13 protein-coding genes are annotated in these 12,991 nt (G+C 64.2%); 8 read left to right on the top strand and 5 right to left on the bottom strand.

Annotated elements, in window-relative coordinates:
- The first annotated feature begins 10 nt into the window (after positions 1-10).
- Positions 11-1,027, top strand: coding sequence for a YVTN family beta-propeller repeat protein (locus F600_RS30215; protein ID WP_018160038.1), 1,017 nt, complete (start codon positions 11-13; stop codon positions 1,025-1,027).
- A gap of 9 nt (positions 1,028-1,036) precedes the next feature.
- On the opposite strand, the gene F600_RS0107795 is transcribed toward F600_RS30215, so the two are convergent.
- A complete protein-coding gene (locus tag F600_RS0107795; RefSeq protein WP_018160039.1) occupies positions 1,037-1,807 on the bottom strand; it encodes an LLM class F420-dependent oxidoreductase in 771 nt (256 codons plus the stop codon).
- Positions 1,808-1,990: 183 nt separating this feature from the next.
- On the opposite strand from F600_RS0107795, the gene F600_RS0107800 reads away from it, so the two are divergent.
- Positions 1,991-3,058 (top strand): ABC transporter ATP-binding protein, encoded by a 1,068-nt coding sequence (locus F600_RS0107800; protein ID WP_018160040.1) that lies wholly within the window; start codon positions 1,991-1,993, stop codon positions 3,056-3,058.
- Between the two features lie 7 nt (positions 3,059-3,065).
- On the opposite strand, the gene F600_RS0107805 is transcribed toward F600_RS0107800, so the two are convergent.
- Both F600_RS0107805 and F600_RS0107810 read right to left on the bottom strand, forming a co-directional pair.
- Complete coding sequence (locus F600_RS0107805; RefSeq protein ID WP_018160041.1) at positions 3,066-3,599, bottom strand: TIGR04338 family metallohydrolase; 534 nt, start codon at positions 3,597-3,599, stop codon at positions 3,066-3,068.
- Positions 3,596-4,345, bottom strand: coding sequence for a DUF2786 domain-containing protein (locus F600_RS0107810; protein ID WP_018160042.1), 750 nt, complete (start codon positions 4,343-4,345; stop codon positions 3,596-3,598). Before F600_RS0107810 ends, F600_RS0107805 begins: the two co-directional genes overlap by 4 nt.
- A gap of 344 nt (positions 4,346-4,689) precedes the next feature.
- On the opposite strand from F600_RS0107810, the gene F600_RS0107815 reads away from it, so the two are divergent.
- The 6 genes from F600_RS0107815 (at position 4,690) to F600_RS27420 (ending at position 11,077) form a co-directional block, all read left to right on the top strand.
- Positions 4,690-5,949, top strand: coding sequence for an ABC transporter substrate-binding protein (locus F600_RS0107815; RefSeq protein ID WP_018160043.1), 1,260 nt, complete (start codon positions 4,690-4,692; stop codon positions 5,947-5,949).
- A gap of 23 nt (positions 5,950-5,972) precedes the next feature.
- On the top strand, positions 5,973-6,989 hold the full coding sequence (locus tag F600_RS0107820; protein WP_018160044.1) for a carbohydrate ABC transporter permease: 1,017 nt from the start codon (positions 5,973-5,975) through the stop codon (positions 6,987-6,989).
- Positions 6,989-7,849, top strand: coding sequence for a carbohydrate ABC transporter permease (locus F600_RS0107825; RefSeq protein ID WP_018160045.1), 861 nt, complete (start codon positions 6,989-6,991; stop codon positions 7,847-7,849). Before F600_RS0107820 ends, F600_RS0107825 begins: the two co-directional genes overlap by 1 nt.
- Before the next feature lie 31 nt (positions 7,850-7,880).
- The gene (locus F600_RS0107830; RefSeq protein ID WP_026306291.1) at positions 7,881-8,336 is read left to right on the top strand and encodes a GyrI-like domain-containing protein; all 456 of its coding nucleotides are present in this window, start codon (positions 7,881-7,883) and stop codon (positions 8,334-8,336) included.
- On the top strand, positions 8,333-8,776 hold the full coding sequence (locus F600_RS0107835; RefSeq protein ID WP_018160047.1) for a GyrI-like domain-containing protein: 444 nt from the start codon (positions 8,333-8,335) through the stop codon (positions 8,774-8,776). The genes F600_RS0107830 and F600_RS0107835 overlap by 4 nt, the downstream gene beginning before the upstream one ends.
- 141 nt (positions 8,777-8,917) lie before the next feature.
- Positions 8,918-11,077 carry a transglycosylase domain-containing protein gene (locus F600_RS27420; protein ID WP_081628762.1) on the top strand — a complete coding sequence of 720 codons (2,160 nt, stop codon included), beginning with the start codon at positions 8,918-8,920 and terminating at the stop codon, positions 11,075-11,077.
- Positions 11,078-11,227: 150 nt separating this feature from the next.
- Here F600_RS27420 and F600_RS0107845 read toward each other — a convergent pair whose 3' ends face one another.
- Complete coding sequence (locus F600_RS0107845; protein WP_018160049.1) at positions 11,228-12,319, bottom strand: inositol-3-phosphate synthase; 1,092 nt, start codon at positions 12,317-12,319, stop codon at positions 11,228-11,230.
- Positions 12,316-12,882 carry a PadR family transcriptional regulator gene (locus F600_RS0107850; protein WP_026306293.1) on the bottom strand — a complete coding sequence of 189 codons (567 nt, stop codon included), beginning with the start codon at positions 12,880-12,882 and terminating at the stop codon, positions 12,316-12,318. The genes F600_RS0107845 and F600_RS0107850 overlap by 4 nt, the downstream gene beginning before the upstream one ends.
- Positions 12,883-12,991 lie beyond the last annotated feature (109 nt).

Consider the following 12,991-nt stretch of genomic DNA (forward strand, 5'->3'; position numbering starts at 1 on the left):
CGTAGGGGGCGTGTTGGCGAAGCTGAAGTGGGTTCTCCTCTTCGGCGCGTGCCTCTTGGTCGGTGTCTTCCTCGGTTCGGTGTTCAAGTCGCCGCCGGATCAGGGGTCGGGAGTGTCCGATAGCCCCGCAGCGCAGGTGCCGGGCGGTGAGAACGCGCCGGACAACAGCATGTTGTGGTCGATCACGGTCGGCTCGAAGCCGTCGGCCGTGGCTCTCTCGCCGGGCGGCGACGTTGCCTACGTCGCAAACCAGCAGTCTCGAACGGTGACGTTCGTCCAGACGCGACCACAGCGCGTCGCGGCGACCGTCGAGGTCGGAAACCTACCGTCGGCCGTGGCGCTCGATGCGCAGGGCGGTCTGCTCTACGTCGCGAACAACGGGGATGACTCGATCTCTGTTGTGGACATCGACAAGCGGACGGTAGTTGCCACGGTTCCGGTGGGAGACGGACCCAGCGGAATTGCGCTCGACGGCGGGACCGCGTTGGTCACCAACTTCGGCGCCGCCACGGTGTCGATTGTGGATCTGGCTACCCGCTCCGTCGCCAATGTCGTCCCGGTGGGCAAAGGGCCCAGTGCGGTCGTGGTCGATGGTCGGCGGGCCTACGTCACCAACAGTGTCGACCGAAGCCTCAGCGTCATCGACCTCGACGCCCGGACGGTGACCGGGACAGTTGACCTCGGGGACAGGCCGTACTCGGTCGCCGCGGACCCGGCGTCCCACCGAGTGTTGGTCACCGCGGTGGACGGGGACAAGGTCATTGTCGTGGACACGGAGACATTGCAGTTCAGCGGGCGTTGGACAGTGGGACATGGACCGCAGGGCATCGGAATCGACCCTGGGTCAGGCGTGGCCTACGTGTCCGTGGATGGCCGCGGACTGGCCTTGGTCGACCTCAGGACGGGAAAGGTCACGACCACGGTCGACGTCGGTACGGCACCGAGCGCGGTGGCCGTCGACCTGGGGAGTCACCTGGTGGTGGTGACCAATTCCGGGGATCGGTCGATCTCGGTGCGCCAGCCGTGATGTCCTGACCTATCCGCCGTTGTGTGCGTCCCGCCAGGCGAGAGCCTGTTTGACCTTGGTCAGGTCATAGTCCGGACCACCGGTTCCGATCGTGAACAGGGTGACGCCTTCGTCGAGGAAGTCCTGTGCGCGTTCGGCGTCCGGCCAGTCATGGGACTTCTCGATGTGGGCGGGGTCAGTTCCCACCGCCGAACAATGTTCGTCGAGAACCGTGATCTTGTGTCGGTAGGTCTCCGGGTCGCCAAAGCAGTGCCAGATGTCGGCGTACTCGGCGACGAGGCGAAGCGTCTTTCGTTCACCGCCACCTCCGATGAGGATCGGAATCTTGCGGACGGGGGCGGGGTTGAGCACCTTCAACCGCGCGTCGATCCTGGCCAGGTATTCCTTGAAGAGCTTCAGGCGGGTGCCGGGCGTTCCGAATTCGTACCCGTACTGGTCGTAGTCCTTCGGGTACCAACCTGCGCCGATGCCGAGAATCAGTCGGCCGTTGCTGATGTGGTCGACGGTTCGGGCCATGTCGGCGAGCAGGTCGGGATTGCGGTATCCACCGCCGGTGACAAGGGCACCGAGCTCGACGCGCTCGGTCTGCTCGGCGATCGCACCGAGCATCGTCCAGCACTCGAAGTGCGCGCCTTCTCGGTCTCCGTACAGCGGGAAGAAGTGGTCCCAATTGAAGACGATGTCGACGCCGAGGTCTTCGCAGCGGCGCACCGCGTCGCGGATGAGGCCATAGTTCGGGGCGTGCTGTGGGTGTAGCTGAACGCCGATTCTGATCTTCATTCGTGCACCGTCCTACCTTCGCTCCTCGCTCCTCGGTCCTGCGTCCCTGCGATGCTCCGGGTCGTCCGCTTTTGACGAGCTTCGCGAGGGCGCTTCAGGGCTCATTTCAGAAGGGTATCGATTCGGCGCGCCCGGCGCTTCGCAGCTCGGGATCGCCGGGCGGAGGACCCACACTTTCGTTCCATGGCGTCAGTGACCTTCGAGAAGACGAGCAAGCTGTGGCCCGGGTCGTCGCAGCCCGCGGTCAACGGCCTCGACCTGGAGATCGGCGACGGCGAGTTTCTCGTGCTCGTCGGTCCGTCCGGGTGTGGCAAGTCGACCTCTCTACGAATGCTGGCCGGCCTCGACACCGTCGACGGCGGACGGATCCTGATTGGCGACCGCGATGTCACCCGGCTCGAGCCCAAGGAACGGGACATCGCGATGGTGTTCCAGAACTACGCGCTGTACCCGCACATGACGGTCGCGGAGAACATGGGTTTTGCGCTGAAGCTCGCCAAAACGCCGAAGCCGGAGATCGACAAGCGAGTCAACGAGGCAGCAAAGCTGCTCGGACTCGACCCCTACCTCGCCCGCAAGCCGAAGGCGTTGTCCGGCGGACAGCGACAGCGTGTGGCCATGGGACGTGCCATCGTCCGGCAGCCGCGGGTGTTCCTCATGGATGAACCGTTGTCCAACCTCGACGCGAAGCTCCGCGTGCAAACCCGCACGCAGATCGCACAATTGCAGCGACGGCTGGACACCACGACCGTGTACGTGACCCATGACCAGGTCGAGGCCATGACCATGGGTGACCGGGTCGCTGTCCTCAAGGACGGAGTCCTGCAGCAGTGTGCGACACCGCGCGAGCTGTACGCGAAGCCGATCAACGTCTTCGTTGCCGGATTCATGGGATCGCCCGCGATGAACCTGTTCACACTCCCGGTTTCGGACGGTGTCATTGAACTCGGCGGACAGCAGATCGCGCTACCCCGCAATGCAACCGGGCAGTCGAAGGAAGTCGTCATCGGCATCCGCCCCGAGCACTTCGTGGTCGCTTCCTCGGGCATCGAGATGGAAGTCGACGTCGTCGAAGAACTCGGTTCGGACGCCTATGTTTACGGCCGCACCCGCGGCCCGAATGGGGAGCTCCAGATCGTCGCCCGCGTCGACTGGCGGAATCCACCCGCGAAGGGCTCGCGCCTGCAGCTGCAGGCGGAACCCAAACAAATACACATCTTCGCTGCGGACACGGGGAACCGACTGATCTAGCGAAGATCTAGCCTTCCTGCGCTCCGCAATCGTGCAGCGTGACGCGCAGGACAAAAGCCGCCTCGGCTCCGATCAGCTCGCTGACGAGAGTCAGCAGCCGACCCAGGAATGCCGGTCCGTGGGGTGAGTCCGAGGAGGAGTGGGGTGCTCCGTTTGGAGTGCGGGGTGCAAGGTGATGCGCGAGCTCGTGGAGAACCACGAGCTCGCGCATAGCCCAACCCCGACCGGGCAGTCCGGGCGGAACGGCGATGGTTGCCGATTCCGGCTCATAGTGAGCGGCTGCCTGGCCTGCGCGGCTACGGACCCTCACTGGATCCGCCGCCTCTGGCCACGTATTTCGCACCCAGTTCAGGGACAGAACGCGGTTGACGTAGTCCTGAACCGACTCGACAGACGCGAACCGACGCTCGATCGGGAGCGTAATCGTGGACCCGTGGAGCTGCACCTCTCGACGAGAGCTCGACGCCACGTTGTCGAACATCGCGCGCACGAGTTTCTCGGCGTCGTAGACCCGCGACCTTTGGCTGTCGCGATCGATCATGAAGTCAGGCGGGTACGTGCCGTGGACAGCTCGGTATCCGCACCGAGCTTCGCGCGCTGAGCAGCGTGGTCGCCGGCTTGGCGGGCCGAGGCAGAGTACTCCGCTCCGGTGCGTCCACCACGCCACGTGCCCCGCGCCTGCGACTCCGTGCGGTAGTAGTCCTTGAGCTCGAGTTCCTTGTTTCGCAGCGCCAGGGCCGTCCCGGGTTCGGACAGTCGAACCGCCTCCGATTCGGTAGCGGATTTGGCGTCGGCCAGGCGCTGGCCGATGCGCTGGGCGTAGGCCGTCTGGAAGTTCAGACGGGCGGTGACCGCCGCGACGCCCGCGTCCCGGTAGGAGCCGGACTTGATGTAGAAATCTGAGGCTCGGACCATCTGGATCACCAGGCTCGAATACAGGGCCTGGACAGTATCGACGTCGGGTTCGAACCCGAACGCGTGCACGCTCGTCGAGTTGTGGGCGACGTCGCAGCGAACGTCATTGGCGTGTGCGATGCGGGCGAACAGCAGGACGTAGGTGCGCAGGCCCCGCTTTCCCGACTCGCCGATGGGGATGACGCGGTGAACCGGGCCGCTCGGACGGCTATTGCTCGCCTTGTGGGCGCGCGCAACCGCGAGATCGATCGATGACTGGGTCGCGAGGCGTTGCGCGGCCGTCATGAACGCCTCAGCCTCGTGTGGGTTGTCCGTTCCCTCGGCTTGCCGAAGGAGTCCTGCGATGCGGGTGAGCAGCTTGTCGGAAGGCACGGTCGACAGCCTAGGACGTGCCTGTGACAAGTTGCGTATGCCGCGTCCCGCTCCACCGCAATCCCTGGGACAAGTCCCTGGGACGTGCCGTGCGGGCCGGTGGGTCAACCACCCTCGTGGCCCATGCTCAGAAACGTTCGCACAGGTCAGGGCGAGGACATCAACCGGGGACAGGCGAAATCGGCGTGCCGACACGACCGCAACACACCCTGTACAACCAGTCAGACAAAGCGGGAACACAGGTTGACAACAAAGGGGCTAACGCGGCTGTCGCGTACTGGGTAAGAGGGGTGATCCGTGGCACAGTCCCCCCGACGGTTCAACGTCACCAAGAGAGGAACCAGATGAGGGTCTACAAGAAGGCCGCGATCGCCGCGTGTCTTTCCACGGTGGCCGTTCTGGCCGCGTGCTCGAGCGGCGACAAGGCCGCCGGTGGCGCCGGTGAGAACCTGGACAGCCGTGGAAACATCACGATGGCCATGGGCAAGAACGACGCCGCGACGGTCAAGACCGTCGTCGACATGTGGAACAAGAACCACGCGAACGAGAAGGTCTCACTCAAGGAGCTCGACGGTGAAGCCGACTCGCAGCTCGCGAAGCTGACCCAGTCGCTCGAGGCCGGCAGCGACGAGTACGACGTCATGGCCCTCGATGTCGTGTGGACCGGAAAGTTCGCCGCCAACGGTTGGGTCGAGCCGCTTGAAGGCAAGCTCGCCGTCGACACCAGCAAGGTTCTGCCGGCGACCGTCGAGAGCGCGACCTACAAGGGCAAGGTCTACGCCGCTCCGATGAACACCAACGCGCAGCTCCTGTACTACCGCACCGACCTGGTCAGCAAGGCACCGAAGACCTGGGACGACCTGACCGCGGACTGCGCCAAGGCCAAGACCGCGAAGGTCGACTGCCTCGTCACCCAGCTCAAGCAGTACGAAGGTCTGACCGTCAACACCTCGGAGTTCATTAACTCGTGGGGTGGATCGATCGTGGGCGAGGACGGACAGACTCCGACCCTCGACACCCCGGAAGCCAAGGCTGGTCTGACGGCTCTGGTCGACGCGTACAAGGACGGCGTCATTCCGAAGGCGGCGACCGGCTACAACGAGGAAGGCACCCACACCAACTTCCTCGCGGGCAAGTCGCTGTTCGCCTACAACTGGCCGTACATGTACGACAAGGCTGCCGGTGACGACTCCAAGATCGTCGGCAAGTACGACGTCGCAGCGATCGTCGGCGACAACGGCGCGGGTGCATCGACGCTCGGTGGCTACAACAACGCCATCAACGTGAACTCGAAGCACAAGGCCACGGCCCGTGACTTCATCGCGTTCGTCGAAGGCACCGAGGCACAGACCGAGTTCGCCAACAACTCGTTCCCGCCGGTGCTCGCGAGCCTGTACGACGACAAGGAACTGGTCGACAAGTACGGCTACTTCCCGGCTCTGAAGGCTGCTCTCGAAAACGCCAAGCCGCGTCCGGTGACGCCGTTCTACGACGGCGTCAGCAAGGCCATCCAGGACAACGCCTACGCCGCGCTGACCGGTAAGAAGACGGTTGACCAGGCGCTCACGGACATGTCGGCCGCCATCAAGGCCGCCGCGAAGTAAGTCTGGGATCAGAGGGAGTGACAATGGCTGACTCTGCAATCGCAGACGATGCCGCCGTCGTGGCGGGGCAGGCCGGTACGTCCGGCCTGCCCTCCGCCGGAGCGGATGGCAAGCGCAAACGCGACCTACGTGCGGTGTGGCTCATCGGGCCCACGATGGCGGTCCTGGCAGTGGTCATCGCGTATCCGGTGCTGCGTGCGGTATATCTGTCGTTCCAGTCCGACCGCGGGCTCAACCCGACGACGGGTCGGTTCGAAGAAGGCGGCTTCGCCGGATTCACGCATTACCTCTACTGGATCACCGGCGACTGCGGTGCCGGTTGGGGTTCGTGCCCCGACGGCAACCTGGCCGCCGACTTCTGGCCCTCGGTGGGCATCACATTTTTCTTCACAGTCGTCACCGTGACGATCGAAGCGGGCCTCGGTCTGTGGATGGCGACCGTCATGAGCAGGACATTCATCGGTCGCTCGGCGCTGCGGGCGAGCGTGCTCATCCCGTGGGCGATCCCGACGGCGGTCACGGCAAAGCTGTGGTTCTTCATCTTCGCCGAGGACGGCATCGCCAATCAGATTCTCGGTACCAAGGTCGCCTGGACGACCGACCCGTGGGCCTCGCGGTTCGCGGTGATCATCGCCGACGTCTGGAAGACGACGCCGTTCATGGCGCTGCTCATTCTCGCGGGATTGCAGATGATTCCGAAGGATGTCTACGAGGCGGCGCGGGTCGACGGTGCGAGCGCCTGGCAGCGGTTCACCCAGATCACGCTTCCGCTGGTCAAGCCGGCACTCATGGTCGCGGTGCTCTTCCGCACGCTCGACGTGCTGCGCATGTATGACCTTCCGGCGATTCTGCAGGGCACGAGTGGCAGCACGCCGACCACGACACTGTCGATTCTCGTCGTCGGTGAGGTCAACCAGCAGAACTACAACAGCGCCTCGGCACTGTCGACGATCGTGTTCGTCGTGATCTTCGCGGTCGCCTTCATCATGGTGAAGTTCCTCGGAGCGAACGCAGTGGCCAACTCCAAAGAGGCACACTGATGACGACACTTCCATTGCAGCTCAAGCGATTTCGCCTCTCTGGCGCACAGGCGCGGACTTACCTCGCCGCCGCCCTCATCCTCATCTGGGGCCTCGCGCCGTTCTACTGGATGATTGTCACGGCCGTGCGCGATTCGAAGCAGGTTTACGACACGACGCCGTGGCCGACCCAGCTGACGATGCAGAACTTCAAGGATGCGCTGTCGACCAGCACGGGCAACGACTTCCTCGGGGCGCTGCAGAACAGCCTCATCATCGGTGCCGCGACCACGGTCGTCGCCCTGATCATCGGCATTTTCGCGGCGTACGCGCTAGCGCGCCTGGAGTTCCGGGGCAAAGCGCTGGTCGCCGGGCTCATCCTGGCCGCATCGATGTTCCCGGCGGTCGCGCTGGTGACGCCGTTGTTCCAGCTCTTCACCGATCTGGGGTGGATCGGCCAGTATCGCGCCCTCGTCATCCCGAACATCTCGTTCGTCCTGCCGCTGACGGTGTACACGCTCACCTCTTTCTTCCGCGATCTACCGTGGGAGCTAGAGGAAGCAGCCCGGATCGACGGCGCGACCCGCTGGCAGGCATTCCAGAAGGTGTTGCTGCCCTTGGCCGCTCCCGCGGTCTTCACGTCCGCGATCCTGGCCTTCATCGCGGCATGGAACGAGTACATGCTCGCGAGCCTTCTGTCCCGCGAGACGACCGAACCGGTTACTGTCTCCATTGCACGATTCACCGGCGTTGACCCGTACTCGCCGCCGTATGCTGCTGTGATGGCAGCGGGAACGATTGTCACGATCCCGCTTGTGATCATGGTGCTGGTGTTCCAACGGCGGATCATCTCGGGTCTTACCGCCGGTGGTGTGAAGTAGTCGGACACGGAATCTGAGTTGGAGTGCTCGAGTGACGTTTAGCGTGGTCGAGCGGCCGGAGACGCTGGTCGCGGGCACTGTTCTTCGCAGTCCGGCAATGGCGATCGAGGGTGTCCGCCGCCTTCGCGTCGAGCAGGCCTGGCGCGAGATGCTCACCCGGGAGCTTCCGGGCCGTCCGGGCACCGCCTACGTCGACTTCCTGCCGGAGATGTCGTCCTACCAGACCCACATCCTCGGGTACCAGTGCGCCACGATCGACGACCTGCAGCCGGGAGACATCCTTGCGCGCGTGCCAGCGGGCCGCTTCGCGGTGTTCACGGCGTCTGGAGACAATCTCGGCAACGTGATTGCCGCTCTGTGGCAACGCATCTGGGAAGCAGAGGATCGCGAGCGGATCGAGCGCGCCTACAGCGGCGATTTCGAGCAGTACCCGAGCAGCACATCGGTCGAGGTCTACGTTGCGATCACCGAGGAGAGCGGTAAGTGAGTACTCCCGTCGTGAACTCGGTCGAATTCGTCGAACTGCCGGGCTATCTCGTTGCTGGGTACGCACTCCCGCTATCCGGGCGCGGAGTCAGCCCAAAGGACCTCGACCTCATCAACTACACGTGGGACCGCTACCTCGACCGCGCCCGTCCCGGGCCTCGCGTCGCCGCCTACATGGCCCAGGGTTCCGGCGGTGCCGCGGTGCTCGGCTACGCGTGCGACACCGCCGAGGAAGCCGATGACGGCGATCTTCTGACCCGCATTCCGGCTGGTCGCTACGCGAAGGTCACCGTCTCGGGCAAGCCCTACGACCTCACCCGTACCGCCTGGGCGGAAATCCGCCGCGCGGAATCCGAAGGCCTCATCACCCGCACGTTCGGCGTCGATATCGAACGCTTCGTGAGTGACACCTCGATCGAGCTGTACGTTTCCATCGCCTAATCAAGTTTTGGCGCCACGAGTCTCGGGTACCTAACGCCCCATCAGCGAACCGGTCACGATAGGGCCGCGTTCCCGCATCTCGCAGTGTCGGCCCTTGGGCGGGCGGCGTGACTCAGGTTACGGTCGGCCTCGGCCCGCCCAATGCTGGGAGCGTTAGGAAGACCATTGAACTCAGCCACCCTGTTCGACGCGAAACCTCCCGTCGACGATCTGCCCCCGACGACCAATGACAACGGACAGCCACCGCGACGGCGTCGCCGCCTGTGGCTGCGCGTCTTGGTCGCGCTTGTCGTCCTCGCCCTCGTGGTGCCCGCGGCTCTGTTCGCGTTCGCCTACGCCGGCAGTGACATCCCACGTCCCTCGGACATGGCCGTCAACCAGGTCGCGACGATCGTGGCGGACGACGGCAAGACGGTCGTGGCGAAGATCGTCCCGCCGGAGGGCAACCGCGTAGAGGTCAACCTCTCGGACGTGCCGAAGCCGGTCCAGGCGGCCATGCTGTCGGCCGAGGACCGCGACTTCTACACGAACAGTGGTTTCTCGATCAGCGGCATTCTGCGCGCGGCCCGGGACAACGCACTCGACAAGGAAAGCGCCGGCGGCGGCTCGACGATCACGCAGCAGTATGTGAAGAACGCGTTCGTCGGCTCGCAGCGCACCATCACCCGCAAGCTCAAAGAGCTCGTGCTGGCCACGAAGATGACGCGCGAGTGGTCGAAGGACGACATCCTGGCGGCGTACCTGAACACGATCTTCTTCGGTCGTGGGGCCTACGGCGTCTCGGCCGCGTCGCAGGCCTACTTCGGAAAGCCCGTCGGCAAGCTCACGGTGGAGGAGGGCGCAGTTCTCGCGTCCGTTATCCGCAGTCCTTCGGCGCTCGACCCGGAGACGCACCTCAACGAGCTCAAGCTGCGCTGGAACTACGTGATGGACGGCCTCGTCTCGATGAAGACGATCACGCAGGCTGACCGCGACAACGCCGGCTTCCCGAAGATCATCCCGTTGTCGCAGATCGGCGGCGGTGAAGCACCGGGTCCGGAAGGACACATCCGCACGCAGGTCCTGCACGAACTTGCCGAAGCCGGCATCACGCAGAAGCAGATCGACACTCTCGGACTCAAGATCACGACCACGATCGATCCGAAGGTCCAGCAGGCGGCCGAGGACGCGGCGAAGCAGAGTCTCAAGGGCGAGGACGACGAGCTCCGCACTGCGGTCGTTTCGATCGATCCGCGTAGCGGCGCCGTGAAGGGCTATTACGGCGGTGACGACGGAGCCGGACTCGACTTCGCGCAGGCTCCGCTCCAGACCGGTTCCTCGTTCAAGACGTTCGGCCTGGCTGCGGCGCTCAAGGACGGAATCCCGCTCTCGGCGCGCTACGACAGCTCGGAGCTCACGGTCCACGGCATTCGCATCACGAACGTCGACGGCGAAAGCTGCGGCAAGTGCACGATTGCGGAGGCGTTCAAGCGATCGCTGAACACGGCCTTCTACCGACTGGCGCTGAGCATGGACAACGGTCCGCAGAAGATCGCGGACATGGCCCACGCAGCGGGCATCCCGGAGCACATCCCCGGCGTCAACGGAATCTCTCTGACGGAGAACGGGGGCGAGCCGGAGACCGGAATCGTCCTGGGCCAGTACCAGACTCGGCCGATTGACATGGCGTCGGCGTACGCGACATTCGCGGCGTCGGGTGTGTTCCACAAGCCGTACTTCGTGTCGAAGGTCGTCACCAACGACGGCGAGGTGCTCCTGAACAACGGTGGCGACGCCGGCAAGCAGACCGTGCCGAAGGCGGTTGCGGAGAACCTCACCCAGGCGATGCTTCCGATCCCGGCGTGGTCGCGTAACCACAACCTGTGGGGCGGACGTCCGGCAGCGGCGAAGACGGGAACCACTCAGTACCTCGACACCGGTGACGACAAGGACGCCTGGATGGTCGGCTACACGCCGTCGCTGTCCACTGCGGTGTGGGTCGGTAAGGCCGATGGCAAGCCGATCTACAACAGCTGGGGCGGCCCGATCTACGGTTCGGGTATCCCGTCCGACATCTGGCAGCTGACGATGGAGGATTCGCTGGAAGGCACCGACGTCGAGTCGTTCCCGTGGCCGGACCCGATCGGCGGGCAGGCGGGCGTTCCGTCCAACTCCTACGTCGGTACGAGCGGCTCGGGCAGCCGTGGCACCGGCGGCGGTGGTGGTGGCGGCGGTACGGCCAAGAAGCCGGACGCGCCGGCCGCGCCCGCCGAGAAGAAGCAGGTCGAGATCTTCCCCGGGTTCTTCGTCCCGGTCGGCTGATCTCCGCGCTCTGAAACGGTAAGAGGCTGGGAGAGCATCGCCATCGACATATATCGATGACGACGCCCTCCCAGCCTCAAATCGTTTGAGCCCGGAATGCACATCGGGCAGGACTCTCCGTGAAGAGTCCTGCCCGATCTGTTATGCAGGTCAGCCGTAGATGAAGGTCTCGAGCTCGACGCGAGCCTGAGTGTCTTCCATCTGGATCGGCGGGGACTTCATCAGGTATGCCGACGCCGGGAACACCGGGCCGCCGATACCGCGATCGAGCGCGATCTTGGCAGCACGGACAGCGTCGATGATGATGCCGGCCGAGTTCGGCGAGTCCCAGACCTCGAGCTTGTACTCCAGGTTCAGCGGCACGTCACCGAAGGCGCGACCCTCGAGGCGCACGTACGCCCACTTGCGGTCATCGAGCCACTGGACGTAGTCCGACGGGCCGATGTGGACGTTGCGGTCGTGGATCTTGCCCGACAGCGGTCCGGTGAGGTTCGAGGTGACGGCCTGCGTCTTCGAAACCTTCTTGGACTCCAGACGCTCACGCTCGAGCATGTTCTTGAAGTCCATGTTTCCACCGACGTTGAGCTGGTAGGTGCGGTCCAGAACGACACCGCGGTCCTCGAACAGCTTCGCCATCACACGGTGGGTGATGGTGGCACCGACCTGCGACTTGATGTCGTCACCGACGATCGGGACGCCGGCGTCCTCGAACTTCTTGGCCCAGACCGGGTCCGAAGCGATGAAGACCGGAAGCGCGTTGACGAATCCGACTCCAGCGTCGATGCAGCACTGCGCGTAGAACTTGTCAGCTTCCTCAGAACCCACCGGGAGGTAGGAAACGAGGACGTCGACCTTGGCGTCCTTGAGGGCCTGAACGACGTCGACCGGCTCTGCGTCGGAGACCTCGATGGTCTGCGCGTAGTACTTGCCGATGCCGTCGAGGGTCGGGCCTCGCTGGACGGTGACGCCGGTCGGCGGCACGTCCGAGATCTTGATGGTGTTGTTTTCGCTCGCGAAGATCGCTTCCGAAAGGTCGAAACCGACCTTCTTCGCGTCGACGTCGAACGCCGCGACGAACTTCACGTCCTTGACGTGGTAGTTGCCGAAGCGAACGTGCATCAGGCCCGGCACAGTGGCCGACTCGTCTGCATCCTTGTAGTACTCGACGCCCTGGACCAGGGATGAGGCGCAGTTCCCCACGCCCACGATGGCCACGCGGACCGCGGTGTCCCTTTCACTCACTTCCTGCTCCTTTTTCCTTCTTCTTCTCCGGTGTGGTTATCCGGTGAGGTCTGTTCTGCTGCTATCAGTTCGTTTAGCCAGCGCACTTCTCGTTCACTCGTCTCGAGGCCGAGTTGGTGAAGCTGACGGGTGTAGCGGTCGAAAGAACCGCTGGCGCGACGCACTGCGTCGCGCAGTCCTTCGCGTCGTTCCTCGACCTGGCGACGGCGGCCTTCGAGAATCCGCATCCGGGCTTCGGCCGGCGTGCGGTTGAAGAAGGCCAGGTGGACGCCGAAACCGTCGTCGGTGTAGTTCTGCGGCCCTGTGTCGGAGACCAGTTCAGCGAACCGGGCCCGGCCCAGGGGCGTCATTTCGTACACCCGCCGTGCTCGCCGAACGACCGCACCATCGGGGCCGTTGTCCTCGGCGATAAGCCCTTCTTCCTGCATCCGGCGCAACGCCGGGTACAGGGAGCCATACGAGAAGGCGCGAAACGCTCCCAGCAGGCCAGTGAGCCGCTTGCGCAGTTCATAGCCATGCATGGGCGATTCCTGAAGCAACCCGAGTACAGCGAGCTCTAGCACGGGCCACCTCCTTGATCGCATTCTCTAGCGTGGAATCTTTGTTGCATCTAACTGCTAGATGCGATTCCCCACTATATCGCCGCGATATAAAAAAGGAACGATCAGACCA

Origin of the sequence: Smaragdicoccus niigatensis DSM 44881 = NBRC 103563, assembly GCF_000380645.1 — a bacterium.
In the GTDB taxonomy this organism is placed as follows: Bacteria; Actinomycetota; Actinomycetes; order Mycobacteriales; family Mycobacteriaceae; genus Smaragdicoccus; species Smaragdicoccus niigatensis.